Raw genomic sequence first — 24,939 nt, forward strand, 5'->3', positions numbered from 1 at the left:
TTATGTGATCGCGATTGATGTGATCGCGGTGACGATAACCACACTCGCGGTCCGGAGCACGGCCGTCGGGCCGAATTCCGGGGTCACGCATTCGGAGTGGGTGGCGTTCGTCGTCCTGGCGGTGGCCTCGACGCTGCACCTGGAGTGTGCCCGCGGAATCGAGCGCCGACGCGAGCTGGCCGCGAACACCTCGCCGCACACCAACCTGAAGTGCTTGTGGATCTTCGCGGCGCTGCTGCTGCTCCCGCTGTCGCTGGTCATCCCGCTGGTGGTGCTCTCGTACACGTACTCCTGGTTCCGGGTGTACGGACGAACCATCGCGCACCGCAAGGTCTTCTCGACGGCGACGTACATCCTGGCCAGCGCGGCGTCGGCCGCCGTGCTGCGGGCCGGCGGCCTGCTGGAGGCGCCGCGGGTGCCGACCGGTTTCTGGTCGCTGCTGGTGGTGCTGGCCGCGGCCGCGACCTGGTGGCTGGTGAACTACGCGCTGGTGATCGGCGCGATCCTGCTCTCAAGTCCGGAGGCCACCGCGCGTGAGGCGCTCGGGGACCTCTCCAACCAGTTGGTCGTGTGCGCCGGCCTGGGTCTCGGCATCGCGATCGCCGCGGTCCAGACGTCGTACCCGTGGGTCGTTCCGGTGCTGATGGTGACGGTGCTGGCGCTCCACAGGGATCTGCTGCTCCCGCAGTACCAGCGGGCCGCCGGCATCGACAACAAGACCGGCCTGGCCACCTCGTCGTACTGGGCGAGCGCGGTGCCCGCGGAGCTCGCCCGTGCGGACACACTGCGCAGCACGGTCGGTCTGCTGATGCTGGATCTGGACAAGTTCAAGGAGATCAACGACACCTACGGGCACCCTGCCGGCGACGAGGCGCTGCGCGCTGCTGGTGAAGCGATCCGTGCGGAGGTGCGCAACGGCGATCTGGTCGCGCGGGTGGGTGGAGACGAGCTGGCGGTGCTGCTGCCGGGTGCGTTCGAGTCCGAGGTGCTGGAGATCGCGGAGCGGATCAGGGAGCGCCTGGTGGGCCTCACGGTCGCGGTCAGCACGACGGACGGGGGCACGACGACTCTCGACGGCGTGCCGGCCTCGTTCGGCGCGGCCGTGTACCCGGAGGTCGCGAGCACGATGGACCAGCTGATCCTGGCCGCCGACGACGCCCTGCTCACGGCCAAGCGGTCCGGGCGGAACCAGATCGTGGTCGCCCGCCCGAACCAGCCTGCGGACCAGCCCGCTCTCCAGGCGGACAAGGCGTCTGAGCAGGAGTCAGCGCCGGAGACCGATCAGCGCCTTGCCCCGTAGCGTGCGGTTCTCGAGCGCCCGGTGCGCGTCGGCCACGTGGTCGAGGTCGTACACCTGATCGATGACCGGCCGGAGGTCCCCGGCCGCCGCCCGGGTCATCACGTCAGCACCCGTGACGGCCGTCGTCGTGGAGTCCGCGCGAAGGTCCATGATGCCCTTCACGGTGATGCCGCGACGCTCGGCCTCGGCAGGGTCGTACGCCGCGAATCCGCCGCTCGGCGCGCCGTGGGCGGAGAACCAGCCGCCGTCGGTGACCACGCTGAACGCGGCCGCACCGAGTTCGCCGCCGGCGCCTTCGAACACGATGCCGGCGCCGCGTCCGTTCGTTGCCTCGAGCACTGACTTCTCCCAGCCCGGCCTGCTGTAGTCGAGCAGGACGTCGGCGCCCTGCGCCCGGCTGAGCTCCAGCTTCTCGTCGCCGCGGGCGGCCGCGACGACACGGGCCCCGGCCTGGTGGGCAAGCTGGATCAGGAGCAGACCCATGCCGCCGGCGGATGCGGTGATCAGGACGTCCTGGCCGGCCATCGGCGGCGCGAGTTCCTCGAGCATGAGAGCCGTGAAGCCGTCGCCGTACACCGCGACCGCGGTCGGCAGGTCGAGCTCCGGCGGCACCTCGACCAGGTCGGTCGCGGTCAGGGCGAGTTCGGCGTGCGCACCGAAGGCGACGCCGCGACCGACGACGGTCTTGCCGATCCAGTCCGCATCCACACCGGGACCGACTGCCCGCACCTGTCCGCCGAGATTGGAGCCCGGCACGTACGGCGTTCGTACGTCGAAGAACTCGCCGTACGCGCCCCGCCGGATCGCGGTCTCGACGAAGATCACGTCCGCGATCGCGACCTCGACGAGCACCTGCCCGGCCGCGGGCTCGGGATCCGGGACCGCACGGGTCTCGATCACGTCCGGACCGCCGAACCTGGTCACCACTGCTGCACGCATATCCACACTCTCCGGTTTGTCGTCGGGAGCTTCCGAGCGTGCAACCTCAACCAGCGTTCAGGTCAAGTCGGACTTGTCGGTGGTCCGGCGTACTGTGCAGGGCATGTTCGAGGCCGTCTTCGTGCCCGCCGACCCGCCGCGCGCGGGCCGGCTGGCGTTGTACGGCGACCTGGCCGGCTCGGGAGAGACGGCTGACGGCACCGTCGACGTCGTCCTCCCCCGCGGCACCACAGTCCGCCGCAGGACCGTCCCGGCCCGCTTGCTGTCGATGGAAGAGGTGCTGGCCCGGCTGACCGAGCCGGACTCCGACCGCGACGCGACGGGGAGCTGGGCAGCCTGGCGGGCGGCGGGACTGGCGGGATTGGTGCTGATCGGGCGGGGGCGGTTGGTCCCGGACCACAGCCCGGAGGGGTACGGCGCGTGGCGGGTGGCTCCGCTGGACCCGATCGACCGCGCCTGGCTGCGGAACCTGGGCGCTGCCATGCCGGCGTACGGTCATGCCCTGCCGATCGACGGCACCCGCCCCGTGCGGCTGCGAGAGCCGGAGCCGCTGATCCGTGCGTTCTGGGACGCGCTGGCGGACACGCTCGTCCGCACTCCCGCGGCGGCTGTCGCCACTCGTCCCGGCGCCGCGCCGTTCGCGGCCATCGAGCCGACATCCCTGCCGGGAGCGACGACTTGGCTGGACGAGACCACCTTGGCCGAAGAGGCCGGCACCCGCCTCGTCCTCCGCATCGAGCCGCCCGACTCCACCGACGCGCTCGACTTCCGGGCGGTTCTGCAGTTGCGGAGCGGGGTCGACCCGAGCCTGCTCGTCGACGTCGCGGACATGTGGAACGCACCCGCCGCCGTCCTCACCGCCCTCGGTGAACGCGCCGAGACCGACCTCCTGCTCGCTCTCCGCCGCGGTGCGCGGGTCTGGCCGCCACTCGGCTCGGCGCTGCGTGACGCCGCGCCCGAGCAGGTTCCGATCGACGACGTCGCGCTCGAGGAGCTCGCCGAAGGCAGCACGGCGCTGGAGGGCGCCGGCATCGAGGTGCTCTGGCCGACCGAGCTCTTCGCCGGCGAGCTGGCCGTCCGCGCCACCGTCGCGACGCCGGCCCCCGGTGCCGTTACCGGCCCCGATTTCAGCCTGACCGATCTGGTCGCGTTCCGCTGGCGTCCCACCCTCGACGGCGAGGACCTGACCGAGGCCGAGGTCGCCGCACTCGCCGAGGCGAAGCGCCCGATGATCCGGATGCGCGGCCGCTGGATCCGGGTCGACCACGACGTCGTCCGCCGGCTCCGCAACGGTGCCGGGCGCAAGCTCACCGGCGCCGAAGCGCTCGGCGCCGCGCTCACCGGGACGATCGACGTGGACGGCGAGCTCGTCCCGTTCGACGCCGACGGGTCGCTGGCCGCAATGCTCGGCCGGCTGCGCGCGACCGAGGAGCCGGCGTCGCTCGCCGAGCCCGCCGGGCTGCGCGCGACACTTCGCGACTACCAGCGCCGCGGCGTCGCCTGGATGGCACAGCTGGCCAACCTCGGCCTCGGCGGCTGCCTCGCCGACGACATGGGCCTCGGCAAGACCATCCAGGTGATCGCACTGCACCTGCAGCTGGCAGGACGCGGACCGACCCTGGTCGTCTGCCCGTCGACACTGCTCGGCACCTGGGAGCGCGAGTTCGAGCGGTTCGCCCCCGACGTGCCCACGCGCCGCTACCACGGCGCCGGCCGAAACCTCAGCGACCTCGCCCCGGACGAGGTCGTGCTCACGACGTACGGCGTGGTGCGCCAGGATCACCGGGCGCTCGGTGAGATCGCGTGGGGCCTGGCCGTCGCCGACGAGGCACAACACGCGAAGAACCCGTTGTCCCGCACCGCCCGCGCTCTGCGAACGTTGCCATCAGCAACCAGGATCGCGCTGACCGGGACGCCGGTGGAGAACCGGCTGTCCGAGCTGTGGTCGATCCTCGACTGGTCGGCGCCAGGTCTGCTCGGGACGCTCGACCGGTTCCGCCACGACGTCGCCGTACCGGTCGAGCGGTTCCACGACGAGGAGGCGACGGCTCGGCTCGCGCGGGTGACCCGCCCGTTCCTGCTCCGGCGGCGCAAGAGCGATCCGGGGATCGCGCCCGAGCTGCCGCAGAAGACCGAGCACGACGTCGTCGTCCCGCTGACCACCGAGCAGGCCACGCTGTACCAGGCCGTCGCGAAGGAGACGCTGGCGAAGATCGAGGAGGCGGAGGGCATCGCGCGGCGCGGGCTCGTGCTGAGTCTGCTCACGCAGTTGAAGCAGGTGTGCAACCATCCGGCGCAGTTCCTGCACGAGCCCGGCCCGCTCGAGCGCCGCTCCGGCAAGCTCGCGGCGCTGGACGAGTTGCTCGACGTGATCCTGGCCGAGGGCGAGTCGGTGCTGATCTTCAGTCAGTACGTCGAGATGTGCCGGCTGATCGAGGCGCACCTCGCGGCGCGGCAGGTCAAGACGCTGTTCCTGCACGGCGGCATCGGGGTGCGGAAGCGCGAGGAGATGGTCACGCAGTTCCAGTCCGGCGAGGCTCCGGTGTTCCTGCTGTCATTGAAAGCCGGCGGGGTCGGGCTGACGCTGACACGGGCCACGCATGTCGTGCACTACGACCGGTGGTGGAATCCGGCCGTCGAGGACCAGGCGACGGACCGCGCGTACCGGATCGGCCAGGACCAGCCGGTGCAGGTGCATCGCCTCGTCACCGAGAACACGCTCGAGGACCGGATCGCCACGGTGATCAACGCGAAGCGGGATCTCGCGGACGCCGTCGTCGGCTCGGGTGAGGCGTGGCTGAGCGAGCTGTCCGACACGGAGCTGACCGAGCTGGTCGAGCTGTCGACAGGGCCGGTTCGTTCCGGGGCGGCGAGTGCCTACAACCCTTCTGCCGTTGGGAAATCCGATGCCTGACGACGAGCGGAGGTCATGGCAAGGCCGCGCCCGGCAGACCGACGGCACGGGGCAGCCGGCCGCGGCGGGGCCGGCGTGGTGGCGGAGCCGCGAGGACGCGGGGTTGCCGGCTGCCAAGGGGCCGGGTAGCCGGCGGTCGTTCGGGGCGACGTGGTGGGGGCGCGCCTGGTTGGAGGCGCTGGAGCAGCGGGCCCGGCTCGATCCGGGCCGGCTGTCGCGCGGCCGGTCGTATGCGCGGCGTGGCAGTGTCCTCGAGCTGACCGTCAGCCCGGGCGAGGTCGAGGCCGTGGTGCAGGGCAGCCGCGCCACGCCGTACCAGGTGACCGTCCGGATCCGCGCCTTCTCCGCGGACGAGTGGGACGCCGTGCTCGAGATCGTCTCGGCGCAGATCGGGCGGGTCGCGGCGCTGCTCGACGGCGAGTTGCCGCCGGAGGTCGTGGACGACGTCCGGGCGGCCGGGCTGGATCTCCTGCCGGGCGCGGGCGAGGTCCTGACGAACTGCAGCTGCCCGGACTTCGCCGTACCGTGCAAGCATTCCGCGGCGGTCTGCTATCTGGTGGCCGATGCGCTCGACGACGACCCGTTCGCCTTGCTCCTGCTGCGCGGGCGACGCAAGGACGAGCTGCTGGAGACGCTCCGGTCCCGTCGGGGTGGGAGTGCTGTGGTCGCGCCGCGCACTCCGCCGCCGGCCGGCATCCCTGCGATCGCTGCGTTCTCCGCCGCCGCTGGTGTGGTGCCGGTGCCCGCTCCGCCACGGCCGCTCAACGCGCCCGGCGTCCCTGTCGCGGTCAAGGTGCTGGATCCGCCACGGTCCTCCGGCGTCGAAGTCCGCGACCTGGTCGCGCTGGCGACCGACGCCGCCCGCAGGGCCTGGGAGCTGGCCTCCGGCGACGCCGACCTCGACCTGACGTACGAGCAGGACCTCGCGCGACGGGCCGCGGACCTTCTCGGTACGCCGGACCTCGCCGACCTCGCGCATCGCGCCGGCATCTCGGCCCGTCAACTCTCCGCGTGGGCCACCGCCTGGCGCCACGCCGGCCGCGGCGGCCTGGCCGTCACCGCCGACGCCCCGCACGACGTCGACCCCGACTCCCTGACCGATGCAGTGGCTGCCCTCCCGAACGCCACCGTCGAAGCCAACCGCGTCACCGCCGGCAAACTCCAACTCCGCCTCGGCAAGGACAACCTCTGGTACCGCTTCGACCAGAGCTTCAACGACTGGACCCTGACCCGCCCACCGACGGCAGACCCTCAGGACCTCGTTTAGCCCGCCCGATCGCCACGACTCCGGGGGTCTAGCGGGCCTCGACGAAGGCCTTGGCGAGGCGGGAGATGAGGTTGTACGGGATGGGCTTGGCAAGCGGAAACTTCAGCGTGCCCTTGCCGGAGCGGTACGGATCGAGGGCTGCGCTCAGGTCGTCGTCGACCGGCGGGATCGGGTAGATCGCGATGTGCGCCTTCCAGCCGCTGAAGTAGAGCAGCGACTTGCCGTCGAAGGTGATCGTCGGGATCTGGTAGCTGATCTTCTCCCCAGCACCAGGCACCGCCGCGTGAACGGTGCGCCGTACCTCCTCCAGCGCCGCCCGCACCTCGGCCGGGAACGACGCGATGTACTCGTCCACACTCCCGAACCTCGTACCCATCCCACCATCCTGCCCCCACACCCCCCACCCCTGTCCCGGCCTTGGTGGGCTGAGACCACAACTGGTGGGTTGATACCTGCTATTTCAGGTCTCCGGATACCAGTTCCGGTCCCGGGACCCCCGCCTCGCGGCGGGAGGTTAGGCGGGGCGGCGGAGGGAGGTGTGGTGTTCGAGGGCTTCGACGAGATGCGCGGCGATCTTGGCGTGGCCGGCGACCGTCGGGTGGACGAGGTCGGTGCAGTCGTCCTCGGTGATCCAGCCGGTGGAGTCGACACAGACCAGGTCCGGGTCGTCGACGGTTTTCACCGCGGCCTGGATCGTCTCCGCGTGCTTCCCGCTGAACGGGGTGAGCGCCACGATCGTCGCCGACGGGTACGCCGCGCGCACCCGGCGTACGTAGTCCGCGTACTCCTCGGTCTCCAGCGTCGGGTCGTTCACGCCGAGGTTGACCACGATCACGTCGGACGGCTCGACCCGCTCGGCCGGCGAGCCGGCGAAGTTCCACCCGAACGAGTCGATCCCGGCGGGCACCTCGCCGTTGCCCGGCTTGCTGATCCCCTGGCTGCCGAACCCGACCTGGTACGCCGTGGCGCCGAACGCCCGCGCGGTGAGATACGCGTACGACGTCGTACCGTCGGCGCCCTCGGACTCCGGGTGCTCGCTCAGCGACCGCACGCCCTGCGTGATCGAGTCGCCGTAGAACTCCAGCCGCGGGCCGCCCGGCCGGCCGCTGAGCCGCAGCCGCGACTTCACGTCCAGCACCAGACCGGCGAACACGACCGCACACTCGAACGGCGGGTTCCACCGGTTGACGTGCTCGTTCACATCCTTGACCACGACCTCGACCCGGTGCCGGCCGTCGGGCGCCTCGACCTCGACGACCGGCTCCACGATCACGTGCAGCCGGGGCTCGGCGTCGTCGACCGTGATCCACAGGTGCGGCGCGACCGTCAACCCGTCGGTGTCGAACAGCAACTGCACCCGCTCACCGGCGTACGAGAACGAGATCCGCGACCCGGAGTTGACCGTGATCGCGACGCCGGGCTGGTGTCCCCACTGTCCTTCCAGGACGATACGCGGATCGGACGGGGCGACGACCTCGCCTGGCTCGAACGGCACGGCACACTCCTGGTCTTCGGCTTCGACGGCGATGCCATTGTGCCCAACGCGTCACCAGCCTTCCTTCCGGGCCCGCGCCTCGAACAGCAGGATCCCCGCCGACAACGCGACGTTCAGCGAGTCCGCCCGGCCGAGCATCGGGATCGACACCGCGTCGAACCCCTCGTCGTGCCACGCCCGCGACAGGCCCGACCCTTCCGAGCCGACGACGAACGCGGTCGGGCCGTTGTACCGCGGGACCCGGTAGGTGCCGGTCGCGGCCGGGTCCGCGAGGTGCACGCGGAACCGGTGGCTGCGCAGCCAGGCGGCCGCGGCCGGGATGTCGTCGAACTCGACGATCGGCGTCGAGAGGACGGTGCCGCGGCTCGCCGAGTACACGGCGGGATGGGTGGGCCGTGCGCGGCGGCTGGTGAGGACGAGGCAGTCCGCGTCGGCGGCGTCCGCCGTACGGATCAGGGTGCCGAGGTTGCCGGCGTACTCGACCCCGTCGGCGACCAGGACCAGCGACCGGCTGGTGAACCGGAACGTCTGCGGCCGCCATTCCGGCAGGCGCGCGATCGAGATCAGGCCGTCCGAGCGGGTCTTGCGGGACAGGCGGGTGAGCAGCTTCTCCGAGATGCGGTACACCTCGGTGGCGCGCTCGGCGATCCGATCGACGTCGGTCGCCCCGGCTTCCGGGCACCAGAAGAAGGTCTCGATGGTGGCGGTCGTGGTCAGCAGGCGGTCGTGTTCCCAGGTGCCTTCGACCATGATCCGGCCGGGTGATCCGTCCTTGCGCAGCGTGAGCAGGTCACGGACACGGGGGTGTTGCGCGCCGATGGAACGCGCGTTGTGCACAGTCATGTGCAAGCTCCGAACGGAGAGAATCAGCAAGCGCGCCGGGGACACGACGGTCCACTCCGGCGGGGCGACACCCGCGGGTGCCGTGGTACTGACGCGGCCTTCCCGACCGCGTCAGCCAAGGATTCTCATCACGTATCGGATGGTAGGCAGCCGCGGATCCGCCGTCATCCGGTTTTCCACAGGCCGCTGGCGGGTGAGTTTTGGTCTGTCGGTGCGGGTGGTTAGAGTCCTTTTCTCCGATAGCCGCGCTATCACACGGGAGGGAGTGCGGATGGACGCGACACTGCTCGACGCCGAGGCCGAGGCGGCTGTGCTGCGGGTCTACCGTCAGGTGTTCGCCGTGCTCGCCCGTGAGGCCGGCGCGATGATCGTCGACCCGGACCTGCTCGACGTGGACCAGGCGATCCTCGACGCGTTCGCCGAGGCCGGCAGCGACGGGCTGACCGTGGAGCAGGCCACCCTCGCCTGCCGGGCGTATCCGCACGACGTGATCGTCCGCCGCTTCGACCTCCTCCGGCAGTACGGCGCGATCACCAAACTCGTCGACCGGCCGAACGAGTTGCGCCACCGCGCCGCCTTCGCGCCGTACGTGATGCTGATGTTCCTGCGCCGGATGTCCGTCCAGGGCGGCCAGGCCGAGCTGCACCAGCTGCTCACCCTCGAGGCGCACAGCGTCAGCGACCCGCAGGCGACCGCGGACGACGGCCGGGCCTCCATCGGCCGGCTGACCAAGGTCTTCCGCCTGCTCGGCAACGAGCTCGCGATCCTGGTCTCGACCAGCACCACCGCCCAGCTCCGGGAGAACGCCCAGCTCGCCTGGGGCAACGAGCGCCTGATCGAGCAGGCGGAGAAGGTGCACCGGCTGGTCCTGGACCGCTGGCCGTCGCTGCATCGGGACTGCACCTCGCTGCGCATGGCCCTGGCGGCGTATGCCGACGCCGTGCAGCTCGCCGCCGGCCGCCTGGTCGAGCGAGCCGGCACGACGCGGGCGCTCGGCCTGCTGCCGATCGAGACCTGGCTGACGTTCACCCGCGGCAGCGAGCCCGACGTGCTGGCCGCCGTTCTCGACGGGTTGTTGTTCGACGCCGCGGCGCCGGACTTCTCCGCGCAGACGATGGTCGAGGCGGTGGAGACCGGCCGCCGCAGCGGCAGCGCACGGATGGCGCCGCCGCGACCGACCGCGGACGCGGACGCACCGGAGTCCGCGGCCGCAACCGACCGCGAGGACCTCCGGGCCGAGGCGGAGCGAGTGCTCGCCGGCCGTCCGTCCGTCGACATCGTCGAGGTCATCGACGAGGCGGGCGACTGGATCACCGCCCGCCGGGTGCTCGCCGAGCTGACCGCGGCGCACCTGCACGACGAGCTCGACTACGAGCTCGTCTGGTCCGACGGCATGCGCATCGACCCGGCCGCCGGCACTCCCTGGGCCACCGAGGGCGTGTTCCGGAGGGTGTCCCGTTGAGCAGCGAAGCCGTCGAGCGGCGGCTGTACAACGCGCTGTGGTGGGCGAAGGTGCAGTCGGCAGGTCCGCTCGAGGTGGATCCGGACACGCCCGCCGTCGCGGGCCTCACCCGCGCGGCCTCGCCGGACGGGTCGACGGTCTGGCTGGTGCCGACGCTGCCGTCGGGTGCTGGGCACGGTGTGCTCGAGGAGCTCGGCGCTCCCCCGGTCGCCGTCGAGCAGCCGAACGAGACGGTCCGCATCCTCGCGATCTGTGTCGCGTGCTGCTGGACCGATCGCAGCGCGCCCGCCTGGCCGGGTGAGACCGGCACGCTCGCGCAGATCCGGGCGGTGTACGCCGGGATGCGCGGCCGCCCCGAGCAGTCGAGCGACCTTACCCTGATCATCGGCAGCCTCCGCCGCCTGCACGCCACCCACTGGCTGCTCTGGAACGACAAGGCCGGCGAGGTCCGCCTCGGCCCCCGCGTCATCACCTGGACCCCCGCAGACCTGGCAACCCTCCGAGACCTCTGCCGCCACCTCCCAGATCCACCACCGGCAGTCCTGTCCTCCCACCCACCCACCACACCCCCGCCCGCCGAGTCCCTCCCGGTTCCCGCCCCGGCACAGACCGACGCCGGCCAGGAATCGGAGGTGTCGGGTGACTGAGCAGCATGCGTTGTTCGATTCGTTGCTGCAGGATCTCAGTGATCGCTCCCGTGACGAGGTGCTCGCCGCGTTCAGCGCGGTGCAGTATGCCGCGCACCCGGTCGCCGAAGTCCAGCTCGCCGGGCTGCGCGACGTCACGTTGCGCCGCCAGGTGCAGCGCATGCTGAAGCTCATCGGCCGCACCCTCGTCCACGTCGACGGCACCCATTGGACCGCCGGGTACGACGACGACATCGCGGCCGGCCTGGCCGCACAGGGCTGGCAGCCGTTGTCCGTCGTCGACCGCGCGGTGCTGGTGCTCGTGCTGGTCCACTCCGTCGCAATCCCGCGCAGCGAAGGCATCCTGACCGGCGACAGCTGGAAGTCCGCGCGACCGACCACGGTCGACGAGCTGCGCACCAGCAGGATCAGCGGCGAGGAGCGGCGCCTCGCCCTGCAACGGTTGCGCGCCGCGGGCCTGATCCAGCTGTCCGGCGATCACTCCGGCGGCCCGGCGTACATCCCGGGACCGCAGCTGCAGCGCCTGACACCGGCCGCCCGCCGCCGCCTCCAGGACCAACTGATCCTGGCCGCCGCGCCGGCCAGCCCGATCGCCGAAGCCATCCGCGCCCGCAACGGCGTCCCAGCAGAAGTCAGCACTACAACGGGAGATGATGCATGAGCGAGCGCAGCGAGCTCATCATTCAACACAGCGCGGGCAGTGCCTCAGCCGCGCCCGGAGCGAAGCGAGGACGCGGATGAACTTCGCCGCTGCTGGTGAGGACGGGCCGTTCGACATCTTGGGGTCGAAGGTGCTGCTGGGGGTCCAGGTCGTCGACCTCTCACGCCTGTCGACGCATCCCATCCCGATGATCGGCCGCGGCCTGATCACCGTCGCCGGTCAGGGCCCGACCGACTCCAACGGCGCCGGCAAGTCGTCGTGGATCGCCGCGCTCAGTCTGCTGCACGCCGACGACCAGTGGCGCCTCACCAGCGGTGCTCCAGGCGCGGCCGAGCTGCTGTTCACCGCCGAAGCGGCCGGCCAGGAAGGCAACTGGTCGAACGTCGACCGCGGCTACATCGTCGGCGTCTTCTCCGACCCGGACCTGACCGACCTCGACGAGATCGAGGCGGCCGCGGTCACCGTCTGGATCCGCATCAACCGCAAGGCGTCGTACATCGACCTGCGCTGGAAACACGGCCTGCACATCCCGTACGGCGCGACCGAGGCGGAGCGTGCCGCCGGCGCCGACGCGCTGTGGGCAGCCCTCCCGCACTCGAACGGCCGCACCGACTTCCACGCCAACAAGCTCTCCCAGGTGCTGTACGGCGGACAGGTGCGCTGCGTCTCGTTCCTGTCGACGTCGGTCCGCTCCAGCCCCACGGCGAACCTGCTCGCCGAGCCGCTCAACGAGCTGGGCCCAGCCCGTATCTTCAACGCGATCGCGACGCTCACCGGGCTCGATCACGAGCTCGAGCAGGAGCAGGCGCACCGTTCCGCCGAGCACACCCAGCGCGAGGCGACCAAGCAGGCGACCGCCGACCTCCAGCGCTGGGAGCAAGAGATGGCGACTGTCGAGGCAGGCATCCTGCAGCGCGCCGCCGCCCGCGAAGCACTCGCCGCGGCGAAGGAGTCCTGGCAGGCGCGCTCGGCGCGGCACCTGATCGACGGCTCCGCCCGCAACGACGAAATCCTGCAGGAGTTGGCGGTTCTGGACGAGCGGGTCGCCGAGCAGGAGGCCCGGAAGGAAGCGGTCGACGCCGAGATCGAGGCCTTCGGCAACGAGGAGGGCCTGCTCCGCGACGTCCAGCTGACCCGCCAGGAGCGGGACAAGCTCGACGCCCGCGACCGGGAGCTCGACCTGGCGCAGCGTTCGGTGCGGGAGCAGCTGGAGCGTCTCGGCCAGGAGCATCGGCGGCTGCTGGAGGCGGGTCGTTCGGCGGACGGCCGCGACCTGGCCGCGGCCGGCGAGGAGCAGGCCGAGGCCCGCGAGATCCTCGAGGAGCACATCGGCCGCGACCACGCGGCACGCGTCGCGGTCGAGCACGCGACGGCCGATCTCCGCGAAGCCGAGAGCGGTCAGACGGTGTCGGCGCCGCAGCAACAGGTCCTGGAGAACGCGGGGATCGAGTGCGGCGCGCTGACCGACATCACCGAGCTGCCGGCGTCCGACCGCGCCGAGTGGGAGCCGCGGCTGGCGCCGTACCGGGAGGCGGTCGTCATCGACGCCGCCGACGCACAGGTCGCGTCGACCGCCCTCGCCGACGCCGGGTACGCCGGATTCGTGCTGGTGCTGGCGAACCGTCCCGGGGCGAAGCCGTCCGGGAAACGCGGGCCGAAGTCCGCGGACAAGCGATTCGTGCTGGACGCGTTCTTCGCCGCGATCGGCGACCGGGCGACCAAGGACCACATCGACGACGTCGCCGGTGTCGTCGCCGTCGGGCAGTTCGACGAGCCGATCACCGGCCGGACCGCGCGGATCGAGGCGGCCCGGCGCCGCGTCGAGGCCGCGGTCGAGGCCCGCGCCGCAGCATCCGCGGCGCTCGAGCAGGCCCGGGCCCGGGTCGAGCAGGCAGAGCGCCGTACGGCGGCCGCCCGCGCGCTCGCCGACGCGGAAGCGGTGCAGGAGCAGATCCTCGCGCTGCGCGAGACCGTCGATCGGCACGAGACCGATCGTGACTCGCTCGCACCGCAACTGCAGGCGGCGAAGGAGTCCGCCGAGACCGCCGCCGGCCAGCAGCTCGTCCGCGACGAGCGGCTGAAGAACCTCGAGGCGACCCGCCGCGACCAGGACCGGATCCTCGACGAGTTCACCGCCCGCCGGCTCGCGCTCCGCGAGGAGCAGACCGCGCTCGACCTCACCACCCGGACCACGGCGTGGGGCGGGACGCCCGCCGAAGCGGAGGAATTCCTGCTCGGGCTGCCCGACGACGCGCAACGCCGCACGACCGCCGACTGGAACCACCAGGCCTGCACGCAGCTCGACGACGTCATCCGCCGCTGCTTCCCGAACGCCCGCTCCCGCGAGGAGATCCCGACCGAGCTGTGGGAGATCCTCAACGGTCCGGACGGCTGGACGAACGGCACGCTCGGCGACCGCGTCGGCCTGGTCCCGGCGCTGCACCGGACGCTGAGCAGCCATCTCGCCCAGCACGAGACGTTCGACAGCCTGCAGCAACAGCAGATCGCCAGCCAGCGCGCCGAGCGGAACGCAGCACTCGAGCGCGCCCGCGAAGGCCTCGGCGAGGCCGAGAGCACGGCCCGCGCACACCGGGCGTCCCTCGCCGACGGCATCAAGGCGCGGCTCCGCCTGGTGTCACAGGAGTTCGACCGCCTCGACCAGCAGTACGGCGGGTACGGCGCGAAGCTCGAGTTCCCCGAGCCCGATCCGCCGGCCGAGCCGGACAAGCCGTGGCGCTGGACCGTCACGCCGAAGTGGCGCCGGTCCGAGGGCGGCCCGTTCTCCGCGTTCAACGTCAAGGGCAACACCGCCCAGATGGACGAGAAGGCGGTGAAGCTGGTGTGCGCGGCCGCGCTCGCCGGCGGTTCGGACCGGCCGCTGCTGCTGATCCTCGACGAGCTCGGCCGCAACCTCGGCTCGCAGCACCGGCGCGAGGCGGTGGCGCTGTTCGAGCAGATCGGTCGCGACCGGAACATCACCGTGATCGGCGCCCTCCAGGACGACATGGAGCGGTACGCGCTCGCCTCCTCCAGGCTGTATGTGAAGCTCCGGCGCAGCTCGGACACCATGCCGTACAACCAGGCGCCGGTGGTGAAGGGCAACGAGGACAACGCGGCCCGGGTCGAGCTGCTCCGCGAGTGGATGACGTCGTACCGCGGTTCGACGCCGACCCTCGAGCTGGCCTCGCCGACGCTCACGTAGTCCGACAATTTCCGACAGAAACAATCACCCGAGGCCTTGACCTCGGGTCGCGGGTCCGCATACTCACCAGGTGAGAGCGCTCTCTTCCTACCGCCCCAGGGAGATCCACATGCTGCCGCGACTCCGCCTGATCACGCTGCTGCTCGGCCTCATCGCCGTGCTCCTCACACCGCTCACCGCGAGCGCGTTCGCCCCGAAGCCGCCGCCGTTGACGACACCGTGGACCAATCAGGTGTCGGTGACCGACCCGCTCCCGGAGTACCCGCGGCCGCAGCTGACGCGGACCGACTGGCAGAGCCTCAACGGCGTCTGGCAGTTCGCACCGACCAGCGATCTGAACAATCCGCCGACCGGGACGCTGCCCGAGGAGGTGCTGGTCCCCTACCCCATCGAGTCGGCGCTGTCCGGGATCCAGCGCCATGAGAACCGGATGTACTACAAGCGCACCTTCACCGTCCCGGCGAGCTGGTCGGGACGCCACGTGCAGCTCAACTTCGGTGCGGTGATGTGGCAGTCGAAGGTCTGGGTGAACGGCACGCTGCTCGGCATCCACGAGGGCGGGTACGACGCGTTCTCGTACGACATCACCTCGGCGTTGCGCCGGCAGCAACGACATCGTCGTCGGCGTCTGGGCACCGGTCGACACCGAGGACATTCCGCTCGGGAAGCAACGCGTGAACCGCGGCGGCATCTGGTACACGCCGTCGTCGGGGATCTGGCAGACCGTCTGGCTGGAGCCGACGCAGTCCACCTGGATCACCCGGCTCGACACGATCCCGAACGTCGCGGCGGCCGGCCTGGATCTCACCGTGCGAGGCTCCTCGCCAGGACAATCCGTCCACGCGCAGGTGCTGTCCGGCGGTCAGGTCGTCGGCGAGGCCGACGGCGTCAGCGGCACGCAGTTCCGGATCGCCGTACCGAACGCGCGCCTGTGGTCGCCCGACGACCCGTTCCTGTACGACCTGCGCGTGACGATGGGCAACGACTCCGTCGGCGGGTACTTCGGCATGCGCTCGGTCGGCAAGGCGATGGTCGGCGGCTTCCTGCGACCGACGCTCAACGGCAAGTTCGTCTACGCGCTCGGCACGCTCGACCAGGGCTTCTGGCCGGACGGTCTCTACACCGCGCCGACCGATGAGGCCTTGCGGTTCGACCTCGAGCAGCAGAAGGCGCTCGGCTTCAACATGGTCCGCAAGCACATCAAGGTCGAGTCGGCCCGCTGGTTCTACTGGGCCGACAAGCTCGGGCTGATGGTGTGGCAGGACATGCCGTCGCTGGTCGCGGGCCGCAACGCCTCCACGACCGGCGAGGCACGGTACGAATCCGAACTGCGGCGGATGGTCGACAACCACAAACAGATCACGTCGATCGTGCAGTGGATCCCGTTCAACGAAGGCTGGGGCGAGTTCCAGGCCGGGCGGATCGCCGGCCTCGTGAAGAGCCTCGACCCGAGCCGCCTGGTCAACCACAACTCCGGCTCGAACTGCTGCGACTCCGATCCGGATCCCGGCAACGGCGACATCATCGACGACCACCTGTACGTCGGTCCGGGCGTCGCGCGGGCGCCGTCGACGACGCGCGTGCTGCAGCTCGGCGAGTACGGCGGGCTCGGCCTGCACGTCGCCGGGCACGAGTGGCCGAGCGGCAACAGCTTCGCGTACGAGATGCTGCCCACGAGCGACGCGCTGACCACCAGGTACGTGCAGATCACGAGCCAGCTGCCGGATCTGATCACCGGATCCGGTCTGTCCGGTTCGGTCTACACCGAGCCGACCGACGTCGAGGACGAGATCAACGGGTTCTACACCTACGACCGCCAGGTGCGGAAGATGGACTTCGCGCGCGTGCGGGCCGTCAACCAGCAGGTGCTTGCCGCTGCCAACGGTACGACGCTTCCGCTCGGCAAGCTGGTCTCGTTCCGGGTCACCACCCCGACGTACACGAACCGCTATCTGAGGCACATCGACGGCGTGGCGAACACCGAGGTGGTCGATGCCGGCAGCAACCAGACGCTCAAGCAGGACGCGACCTTCTGGGTCCGGCCCGGACTGTCCAACAGCAGCTGCTACTCCTTCGAGTCGCGCAATTTCCCCGGCCAGTACCTGCGCCAGCGCGACCTCCGGATCTACAAGGAAGCCAACCCCGCCGCGGCGGACGCGACGTTCTGCACGCGCCCCGGGCTGAGCGGCGGCGGTACGTCGCTGGAGTCGGCCGCCCGGCCCGGGTACTACCTTCGCCACCGCAACTCCGAGGTCTGGCTGGACACCGACACCGGCGGCTCCTACCGCGACGACGCGACCTGGAACCTCGTCCCCGCCTGGTGGCGCAGCGGCGCGGACCTCGCGGTCGGCCAGACCCGCACGTTCCGTGTGACGACGGCCGGGTACACCGATCGCGTACTCCGGCATCGCGACGGGCTGGCGCGGACCGACGTGATCACCGCCGGCTCGTCGCTCACGGACCGGCAGGACGCGAGCTTCGTGATCCGCGCCGGCCTGGCCGAGAGCAGTTGCTACTCGCTCGAATCGGTCAACTTCCCCGGCCAGTTCCTCCGGCACAGCAACTACCGGCTGCAGAAGGCGCCGAACGACGGGACGGACACCTTCCGCAAGGACGCCACGTTCTGTGCGCAGCCTCCACGAGCGGGCGGCACCGGCAATGTGTCACTGCAGTCGATCAACTACCCGACGTACTACGTCCGGCACGCGAGCGAGCTGGTCTACATCGCCACCGTCGGCGGCGCGAACGCGTGGGACGGCGGCGGCTCGTACGACGCCGACACGACGTGGGTCGACCAGCCCGGACTCGGAGGCTGACCATGCGCATCCTGCTGACCCTCGCCCTCGTGCTGACACCTGCTCCTCCGGCTGACGCGCAGCAGCCGCTCGCCGCGCAGGTCTGCTCGGTCTCCTGCGACACACTCGATCCGTCGAAGGCACAGGAGGAGACATTCCCCGTACCGGAGAAGCTGATCAACGGGCGACACGTCGTACTGCACGTGTCCGACAAGGACGCGATGGCGTGGGGCAGCATCGACGGCGGGACGACCAACGACGCGGTCTGGCTGGACCGAAGCTGGGACGGCGGCGCGACCTGGGACGGTCTGCTCGGCAAGGCCTCGATCCCGTCGGGGTGGACCGGCACGCGCACGCTCATGTACAACCTCGCCGATCCGGCCGGGCATCGGCGCGGCCTGATTCGCGCCTGCGGCGACGCGGCGGGCGTCGACTGCACCGCGTGGGTTCACACCGCGGTCTGCGCGGCGGCGTGTGACGGCAGCACCGGCCCGTCCGGCGACAACCAGCCGGTGCCGTCGACCACGCTGTCCAACCGGCGGATCTCGCTGCATATCGACAATCGCGGGATGGCGTGGGGCGTGATCGAGAACGGCGCCGCCGGCGACGAGATCTGGCTGGATCGCTCGTGGAACGAAGGCGCGTCCTGGCCCGGCGGCTCGTCACTCGGTCGCACGAGCGTCACGTCCGGCTCGTCCACCGCAACCCGCCTTTACGCCACTGCCGATCCACTCTCGAAGCTGTACGGCGGCGCGATCCGCGCGTGCGGCCGAGCCGTCGAAGGCCAGAACGGCAGCTGTACGGCGTGGGCGCGGCCGGCGACCGATCGGCCCGGCGCGGCTGCCGACGCGTTGATGTACTCGTACCAGCCGCACACGGCGTGGTGGCTGTCGAGTTGGTGGAACTCCGCGGTGGCTTTCACCACGCTGATGGATTATCAGCAGCGCACCCGTCGTACCGATCTGCGCTGGATCGTGAACGAGGTGTTCGAGAAGAACAAGGGCGTGTTTCCGGCCGGCGAGAAGAGCGGCGACGCGCTCGAGGGGAACTTCATCAGTCGCGCGATCGACGACACCGAGTGGTGGTTCCTCGCGTGGATCGAGGCGTACGACCTGACCGGCGACCGTCGATATCTGGACATGGCTGTCAGCATCGCCAACTACGTCGAAGGCTACTGGGACACGGGGACGTGCGGCGGCGGAGTCTGGTGGGACCGCGAGCGCACCTACAAGAACGCGGTGACGAACGGCCTGTACATCCGGCTGACCGCGGCACTGCACAACCGGCTGGCCGGCGACACCGCGTGGTTGCAGCGGGCCACCACCGCGTGGAGCTGGTTCGTCGGCAGCGGGATGATCAACTCGTCGAACCTTGTCAACGACGGCATCACCGGTGCGTGCACGAACAACGGCCAGACCGTGTGGACGTACAACCAGGGCCTGGCGATCGGCGGTGCGCTCGAGCTGTGGCGGGCGACCGGCGACAGCTCCCTCCTCGCAACAGCCCGTCGGCTCGGGGACGCGGCCATGTCCTCGCTCAGCCCTGGTGGCATTCTCACGGAGAGCTGCGACCCCGGCGGCACCTGCGACGACAACCAGAAACAGTTCAAGGGCATCTTCATGCGGTACCTGATGGACCTGGCGGACTCGACCGGCGACGCGTCGTACCGGACCTATGCCCAGCGGCAGGCCGACTCCATCTGGCAGAACGACCGGGACTCGCTGAACCGTCTCGGTCAACGCTGGACGGGCGGCGGAGCGCGTGATTGGCGCACGCAGGCGAGCGCTCTCGGGGCGCTGGTGGCGGCGACTCCGGCGGACTGAGCTTGACACTTGTCCAGATTTCGCTGTGAGGTTACCAAAATCGGACCCCGGTGCTGCCCCTGCACCAAGGGGTGCAGCAGACTGTTCCGGTGACTGTTCCGGAGAGGCGCCGCGTCTGCTCACACCGAGTAGGCGGAGCTCTGGTCAAGCGGTCGTCTGGCGGCGTACCGTCACCTGCATCCGGCATTGTGTCACCGCCCGGCACCGTGTCACCGTTCGGCACCGCGTCAGCATCCGGTACGGCGTCGCCTGCGCCGGGTCGGCCGCCTCACGATCGGAGGGCGTGAATGGCATCGTGGCTGCTGCGCGCCCAATGGCCGCATCGTGACGAGTCCGTCGAGCACCGCGCGCTCCGCGTCGGCCGCACCCTGACCGCGGTGGCCGTGGCGTTCCCCGACGTCCACAACTGGACGCAGGACGAGCGCTGGGGATACCACGTCCTCGAGGCCGACGGCTCGACGCCGTTGCAGGAGATGGTCGAGGCCACGACGAAGGTCCTCGCGAACGGTACGAGCACGACCCGGTTGCATCTGCAGAGCACCGGCGAGCTGCCGTGGCTGTTCGACCTGTCGATGGGCGGCACGATGACGACCGTCTCGGATCAGCTCACGCTGCACTGGAGCGACGAGGACGCGTTGCAGCAGTCGGAGCGTTTCGCCCAGGTGCTGCGCGCGGTCGTCACGATCTGGGAGCCGCAGTGGGCGAGCATCGCCGACACCGAGCTCGCCGCGGCGGCCGGGGTGTTCCGCCGCGGCATCCCGATGATGGGCTGGCTCACGTACGTGCGGGGCATGGTGGCCGGCGCGCCGGGCATCGACATCACGCTCACGCCGTACGAGCGCGGCACCTTGCTGCAGGCGCCCGTCTCCCCCGTCGACCTGACGCCGGTACACATCTGCGCCGCGGCCGCACTCGTCGGCATCGCCCCTGAGGAATAGCTAGTCCGTCACCACGGCTTGAAGGTCCCAGTGTGCGAGCTCGTCGGCTGTCGGCCGCTCGTACCTGGCGCTCCACTCCGTGAGTTCCTCCCGGCTGATCGCGAACGTCCCGGCCTGCAGATCCGCGTTGCGTCGCTCGATACGCTCCCACAGCACGTCGAACGGCAGATCGAGGACGATGATCTCCGCGCTCGCGCCGAGATCCTGCGCCCGGGTCCGGAACAGGTCCCGCTCCTCCCTCGACCAGCAGCCGTAGTCGAGGATCACGTTCACCTCGAGTTCGAGCGCCCTCGCCGCGACGCCCCAGAACAGCTCGGACTCCAGCACCCAGCGCCGCCTTTCGAACTCGTTCGTGTGGAACAGGGCGTCCATCCACTCGTCCGGCGTCAAACGCAGAGCCTTCCGCTCCTCCTCGAGCCGTCGCGCCAACGACGTCTTGCCGGCGCCCGGCAATCCCACGATCAACACCATCCCAGCCATCTGCAGAGCCTATTCGGCCGCGGGACTGCCCGCGCCGCGATATCTCAACGTCACCAGATCGTGCCGTGCCGCGGGCGACGTCGACTCCTCCAGGCCCTCCACCGTGAAGCCGGCGCCACATGCAACGCCAGCACCTGCATCCCGCGCAGATGAATCTCCCGCCCACCCGCCAGCCGGACCTCGACGTCGGGGAAGCAGAACCGGAACAGCGCCAGGATCCGCAGACACCGCTCCGGCGTCAGCTCCCAGCGCCCCTCCAGTGGCGTCCCCGCGAACGGGATCAGGAAGTTCACCGGCACCGAGTCCGGATCCAGCCGCTGGAGCGCGAACGCCAGATCGACGATCTCCTCGTCCGTCTCGCCCGTCCCGAGGATCGTGCCCGAACACGGCGACAGTCCGCCGTCGCGGCGCCCGCCGTACCGTATCCACCCGGTCCAGGTGTGCGTCGTACAGATCTCGCCGTACCGCTCCTCGCTCGTGTTCAGGTTGTGGCTGTACGCGTAGCGCAGCCGCTCGGCCTGCCCCTCCTTCAGCAGCCCGAGGCACACGCAGACCTCCACCTGCGGATGCTCGGCCTTGATCGCACCGATCGTGCTCTCCACCCGCCGGATGTCCCGGTCGCCCAGACCACGGCCACTCGCCACAGAGACCGCTCTTCAGATCGATGATCGTGTTGAGCTTCACCCGGCGACCGAAGAACTCCCGCCGCACCCGAAACGCCGCCGCCACCACACCCAGCAGGTCGTCCGATCCGTTTGCCCTTTCGAGTCGGCGCGGCCGGTCAGCGGCGTACCGGATAGCGCAGATGAAGCACCCGGCTGCCCTGAATCATCGTCTCAGCATCCTCCAACAGGTGCTGCCCCTCGACCGACCCGAAGTAGCGTTTGCCGGACCCGAACACGACGGGTACGACGTCCATGCGCACCTCGTCGACCAGCCCCGCGGCGAGCGCCTGGCCACCGACATCACCGGCGGCGACCTCGACGATGCGGTCACCGGCAAGCTCCTGAGCCTTGGCCACGGCCGCCTCGACGCCGTCGACAAAGTGGAACGGCGCATTGGGGTCCCAGCCCTCGGGCGCCGGCCGGTGCGTCACGACCACCACATGGTCGATCCCGCTCGGAGGCTTCCCGTCCCAGCCGTCCGTTATGTCGAACACGTGGCGACCGGCGACTGTCACCCCGATCTGGTCCCAGTACGGCCGGACGTAGTCGTAGGACGCCTGCGACACCTTCACGACACCGCCGTCGTCCAACGGCACGTCACCGCCGAGCAACCAGTCGAACAGCGGTCCGGGCTGGTCGTTCTCGTCGGCTATGAAGCCGTCGACCGATACCGAGGCATACATGACCACCTTGCCCATCGGGCTCTCCTCCGCTGTGGGGTGCCCTCAAACTAGCGTCTCGCGCGCCGTCGCTCTTGTAAGAAATCAATCGGCCGGAAGCGGCCAGCCGTCCAGCGCGTGGCCGGGATGCTCACGCAGGAACTGCCGCCGGACTTCGATGTACCGCGTCGGCGTGAGCCCGGTGAATGCCTGAAACTCGTGACCGAAGTGGGCCTGGTCGAAGTAGCCTGCGCCGGCGGCGAGATCGCTCCAGTCGATCGATTCGGCAGGGTTGATCGTCAGCACCGCGGCCGCGAAGCGGTGGGTGCGGGCCAGCCGCTTCGGCGTGACCCCGATGACTTCCTTGAACCGCTGCGCCAGATGAGTACTACTGACACCAACTGCCTCACTCAGACCGCCAACAGCCCCCGCCCCGCCGGTCGCCGCGATGACGTTGCTCGTATGGCGAACCAGCCCCAGGCCGGCAGTCTCGCAAAGCCGCCGCATCAGCTCGTCTTCGAGCACCGTCAACATCTCGTCCGGTCGCCCCGCCGCGACCAACCGATCCTGCAGCTCCGCAACCGCGGACCGCCCCCAAACCTGCTCCACCGTCACTGGCCGATCACACAGCTCGGCCGCAGGCATCGCCAGAAACGGCGCCAGCCCCCAGGGCTTGAAATGCACCCCGACAGACCGCGTCTGCGGCGGATACCCGAAGTCCCACGCTCGGGTAGGCACGGTAATCACGCACCCATCGGCTTACTCGCCCGTCGCGACATCGCCCCCACCGCGAATCTGAAACGCCGCCCCAAGATTGACAACAAGCAGCCCCACCGGCGCCGCCGGCAACGTCAACCGAGCGTACGGCGCCGCTCCCTCCAGGTAGTAAAGGTCGTCAATCACCCCATCCAACGGCGACCGCGGCACCCTGGACACATACTCCACCCCCACAGCATCCCAGACCCCTAACCACCCCCCGAGCCCACCACACATCACAACCAGCCGATGACCTCGCTCCCGCACCAGCCGACTTACCCGGAAACCAACCCACGCCAGCCCGGCCGCGCTCCGCCCTCCCTACACGCCCCTGCCACGCACCACTGCGCCTACTCCGGCAGCCCCCTCACAGCCACCGCACATCGCGAACAGCCCGCACACCCTCAGTAACTCACCGACCAGGAAGGCCAGCAACGCGGCCGACCTCGCTCACTCCGGCCAGCCGATTCCGCCGGAAAGCGGCGCCGTCCACACACGACCAGGCCACCCGCGAACGGATCCCATCGCCCGCCGCACATAATCGGCCGGCTCGCCGCACGGCACCTGGTTCTCCAGCCGTGCCTACAACAGCCGCCCATGCTCCGGCCACGCGGGGACAGGGCCCCGCACAGACAGACCCCGCCACGCATGCCCCGCCGGACGTGCCCCGCCGGACGTGCCCCGCCGGACGTGCCCCGCCGGACGTGCCCCGCCGTACACAGCCCAACGTACTGAGCCCGCCATGGACGCTCCGGCCGTGCATGACCAGGGCCGTACACAGGCACTCCCGCCAAGCAGGCTCGCCATGCAACCTCCCACCGCGCGAGGACAGACCCGTAGGAGCAACTACGCTCGCGGCTCCGCGCAGCGCGCAAGCAGATGCGTATGAGCGGCCAACTCGACACCGTGCGAGCCAGGAAGGTCCTGCGCCCGCGCTGCAGCACGACGGGCACCGCGTGGTCGACCCGCCCGACACCACGCGAATCAGCCGCCAGCTCGACCGTCGCCCGAGGCAGGAAGGTCATGGTGCGGCAGGAAGGTCCTGCTGCCGCGTCATACGTGGTCGACGCATGGGCGTGCGTGTACGAGCCGCCTCGAGTGTCGAGCAAAGCAGGACATCGTGCTGTGGGACGACAGCCACGGCCGCGGCGTCGTACGTCGTCGGCGCGTGAGCGTGTGTGTACGAGCCGCCGACTCGAGTGTGGAACGAGCTAGGAACGTCGTTCTGTGGGACGACGAGCACGGCTGCTACCTCGTACGTGGTCGACGCGTGTGAGCACATGCGTAAGGCGCCGGGCTCGACCGTCGCACGAGGCAGGAACGCGGTGCTGCCCGGTTGTGGCACGACGAGCATCGCCGCCGCATCGTATGTGGTCAGCGCACGAGCGTGCGTGTACGAGCCGGCTTGAGTGTCGAGCAAGGCGAGACATCGTGCTGTGGGACGACAGGCGCGGCCGCCGCGTCGTACGTGGCCATCGCGTGAGCGGGAGTGTACGACCTGCTGACTCAACCGTCGCGTGAGCGTGCGTGTACGAACCGCCGCTTCGAATGTCGAACAAGGCAAGACATGGCGCTGTGGGACGACGTCACCGAAGCAGCTGCCGCCGGTGCCGCGGGCCGCTGCGCCGTACGCGGACGGCGCGTGAGCGTGGGTGTACGAGGCGCGGGCTCGACCGTCGCGCGAGGCAGGAGCGTGGTGCTGGCGAGTTGTGGCGTGACGGGCGCGACCGCCGCGTCGTGTGTGGTCAGTGCGCGACCGGATATGCGCGACCGGATATGCGCGAGCGGATCTGTGCGAGCGGCCGGCTCACCGGCGTGTGGAGCTGAGAGGTCGTGCAGCTGCAGGCTGATGCCGCGCGGTCATGCCCGCGGAGGCGCGTGCCGGCGCCGCCACGTGTCTGCACAGCCAACGGTCCGCGCGACCAGCTGTCTGCACGGCCAACGGTCTGCACGGCGATCTGTCTGCACCGCCGACTGACTGCAGAAGGCCGTCTGTTCTGTGCAAAATGTTAAGGGCCACCCCGGTGTGGGGTGGCCCTTAACAGTGTGAATGTCCGGCGGCGTCCTACTCTCCCACGACCTCCCGGTCGCAG

At 70.3% G+C, this 24,939-nt stretch carries 18 protein-coding genes and 1 pseudogene; 11 read left to right on the plus strand and 8 right to left on the minus strand.

Going from position 1 to position 24,939, the window contains the following annotated elements; translation table 11 throughout:
* Positions 1 to 28: 28 nt before the first annotated feature.
* Positions 29 to 1,300 carry a GGDEF domain-containing protein gene (locus AB0L64_RS40215; protein ID WP_363718237.1) on the plus strand — a complete coding sequence of 424 codons (1,272 nt, stop codon included), beginning with the start codon at positions 29 to 31 and terminating at the stop codon, positions 1,298 to 1,300.
* On the opposite strand, the gene AB0L64_RS40220 is transcribed toward AB0L64_RS40215, so the two are convergent.
* A complete protein-coding gene (locus tag AB0L64_RS40220) occupies positions 1,265 to 2,239 on the minus strand; it encodes a zinc-binding dehydrogenase (protein ID WP_363718238.1) in 975 nt (324 codons plus the stop codon). The two genes, AB0L64_RS40215 and AB0L64_RS40220, sit on opposite strands and share 36 nt — an antisense overlap.
* Positions 2,240 to 2,342: 103 nt before the next feature.
* Between AB0L64_RS40220 and AB0L64_RS40225 the strand changes: the two genes are divergently transcribed.
* Both AB0L64_RS40225 and AB0L64_RS40230 read left to right on the plus strand, forming a co-directional pair.
* Positions 2,343 to 5,153: a DEAD/DEAH box helicase gene (locus AB0L64_RS40225; RefSeq protein ID WP_363718239.1), complete on the plus strand. Its 2,811-nt coding sequence runs from the start codon at positions 2,343 to 2,345 to the stop codon at positions 5,151 to 5,153.
* Positions 5,146 to 6,420 (plus strand): SWIM zinc finger family protein, encoded by a 1,275-nt coding sequence (locus AB0L64_RS40230; RefSeq protein ID WP_363718240.1) that lies wholly within the window; start codon positions 5,146 to 5,148, stop codon positions 6,418 to 6,420. The genes AB0L64_RS40225 and AB0L64_RS40230 overlap by 8 nt, the downstream gene beginning before the upstream one ends.
* Positions 6,421 to 6,448: 28 nt before the next feature.
* On the opposite strand, the gene AB0L64_RS40235 is transcribed toward AB0L64_RS40230, so the two are convergent.
* The 3 genes from AB0L64_RS40235 to AB0L64_RS40245 all read right to left on the minus strand — a co-directional run bounded on the left by AB0L64_RS40235 (position 6,449) and on the right by AB0L64_RS40245 (position 8,758).
* Positions 6,449 to 6,796, minus strand: coding sequence for a DUF1801 domain-containing protein (locus tag AB0L64_RS40235; protein WP_363718241.1), 348 nt, complete (start codon positions 6,794 to 6,796; stop codon positions 6,449 to 6,451).
* A gap of 138 nt (positions 6,797 to 6,934) precedes the next feature.
* Positions 6,935 to 7,915: a GDSL-type esterase/lipase family protein gene (locus AB0L64_RS40240; protein WP_363718242.1), complete on the minus strand. Its 981-nt coding sequence runs from the start codon at positions 7,913 to 7,915 to the stop codon at positions 6,935 to 6,937.
* A 51-nt stretch (positions 7,916 to 7,966) separates the two neighbouring features.
* Positions 7,967 to 8,758 carry a TrmH family RNA methyltransferase gene (locus AB0L64_RS40245; protein ID WP_363718243.1) on the minus strand — a complete coding sequence of 264 codons (792 nt, stop codon included), beginning with the start codon at positions 8,756 to 8,758 and terminating at the stop codon, positions 7,967 to 7,969.
* Between the two features lie 271 nt (positions 8,759 to 9,029).
* On the opposite strand from AB0L64_RS40245, the gene AB0L64_RS40250 reads away from it, so the two are divergent.
* The 8 genes and pseudogenes from AB0L64_RS40250 (at position 9,030) to AB0L64_RS40285 (ending at position 20,286) form a co-directional block, all read left to right on the plus strand.
* Positions 9,030 to 10,220 (plus strand): hypothetical protein, encoded by a 1,191-nt coding sequence (locus AB0L64_RS40250; protein WP_363718244.1) that lies wholly within the window; start codon positions 9,030 to 9,032, stop codon positions 10,218 to 10,220.
* The gene (locus AB0L64_RS40255) at positions 10,217 to 10,867 is read left to right on the plus strand and encodes a hypothetical protein (RefSeq protein ID WP_363718245.1); all 651 of its coding nucleotides are present in this window, start codon (positions 10,217 to 10,219) and stop codon (positions 10,865 to 10,867) included. Before AB0L64_RS40250 ends, AB0L64_RS40255 begins: the two co-directional genes overlap by 4 nt.
* Complete coding sequence (locus AB0L64_RS40260) at positions 10,860 to 11,528, plus strand: hypothetical protein (RefSeq protein WP_359922215.1); 669 nt, start codon at positions 10,860 to 10,862, stop codon at positions 11,526 to 11,528. The genes AB0L64_RS40255 and AB0L64_RS40260 overlap by 8 nt, the downstream gene beginning before the upstream one ends.
* Before the next feature lie 76 nt (positions 11,529 to 11,604).
* Positions 11,605 to 14,730, plus strand: coding sequence for a chromosome segregation ATPase (locus AB0L64_RS40265; RefSeq protein ID WP_363718246.1), 3,126 nt, complete (start codon positions 11,605 to 11,607; stop codon positions 14,728 to 14,730).
* 430 nt (positions 14,731 to 15,160) lie between these two features.
* A pseudogene (locus tag AB0L64_RS40270) lies at positions 15,161 to 15,271 on the plus strand (sugar-binding domain-containing protein); the annotation flags it as partial.
* Between the two features lie 133 nt (positions 15,272 to 15,404).
* Complete coding sequence (locus AB0L64_RS40275; protein ID WP_363718247.1) at positions 15,405 to 17,546, plus strand: AbfB domain-containing protein; 2,142 nt, start codon at positions 15,405 to 15,407, stop codon at positions 17,544 to 17,546.
* A 2-nt stretch (positions 17,547 to 17,548) separates the two neighbouring features.
* Complete coding sequence (locus AB0L64_RS40280; RefSeq protein WP_363718248.1) at positions 17,549 to 19,348, plus strand: glycoside hydrolase family 76 protein; 1,800 nt, start codon at positions 17,549 to 17,551, stop codon at positions 19,346 to 19,348.
* A 287-nt stretch (positions 19,349 to 19,635) separates the two neighbouring features.
* The gene (locus tag AB0L64_RS40285; RefSeq protein WP_355485960.1) at positions 19,636 to 20,286 is read left to right on the plus strand and encodes a hypothetical protein; all 651 of its coding nucleotides are present in this window, start codon (positions 19,636 to 19,638) and stop codon (positions 20,284 to 20,286) included.
* Here AB0L64_RS40285 and AB0L64_RS40290 read toward each other — a convergent pair whose 3' ends face one another.
* The 4 genes from AB0L64_RS40290 to AB0L64_RS40305 all read right to left on the minus strand — a co-directional run bounded on the left by AB0L64_RS40290 (position 20,287) and on the right by AB0L64_RS40305 (position 22,774).
* Positions 20,287 to 20,766 (minus strand): AAA family ATPase, encoded by a 480-nt coding sequence (locus tag AB0L64_RS40290; protein WP_363718249.1) that lies wholly within the window; start codon positions 20,764 to 20,766, stop codon positions 20,287 to 20,289.
* Between the two features lie 50 nt (positions 20,767 to 20,816).
* Positions 20,817 to 21,410 (minus strand): hypothetical protein, encoded by a 594-nt coding sequence (locus tag AB0L64_RS40295; protein ID WP_363718250.1) that lies wholly within the window; start codon positions 21,408 to 21,410, stop codon positions 20,817 to 20,819.
* 137 nt (positions 21,411 to 21,547) lie between these two features.
* Positions 21,548 to 22,129 (minus strand): dihydrofolate reductase family protein, encoded by a 582-nt coding sequence (locus AB0L64_RS40300; RefSeq protein ID WP_363718251.1) that lies wholly within the window; start codon positions 22,127 to 22,129, stop codon positions 21,548 to 21,550.
* Between the two features lie 66 nt (positions 22,130 to 22,195).
* Positions 22,196 to 22,774, minus strand: coding sequence for a helix-turn-helix domain-containing protein (locus AB0L64_RS40305; protein WP_363718252.1), 579 nt, complete (start codon positions 22,772 to 22,774; stop codon positions 22,196 to 22,198).
* Positions 22,775 to 24,939: the final 2,165 nt, after the last annotated feature.

Origin of the sequence: Kribbella sp. NPDC051936, from assembly GCF_040680955.1 — a bacterium.
Taxonomy (GTDB): Bacteria; Actinomycetota; Actinomycetes; order Propionibacteriales; family Kribbellaceae; genus Kribbella.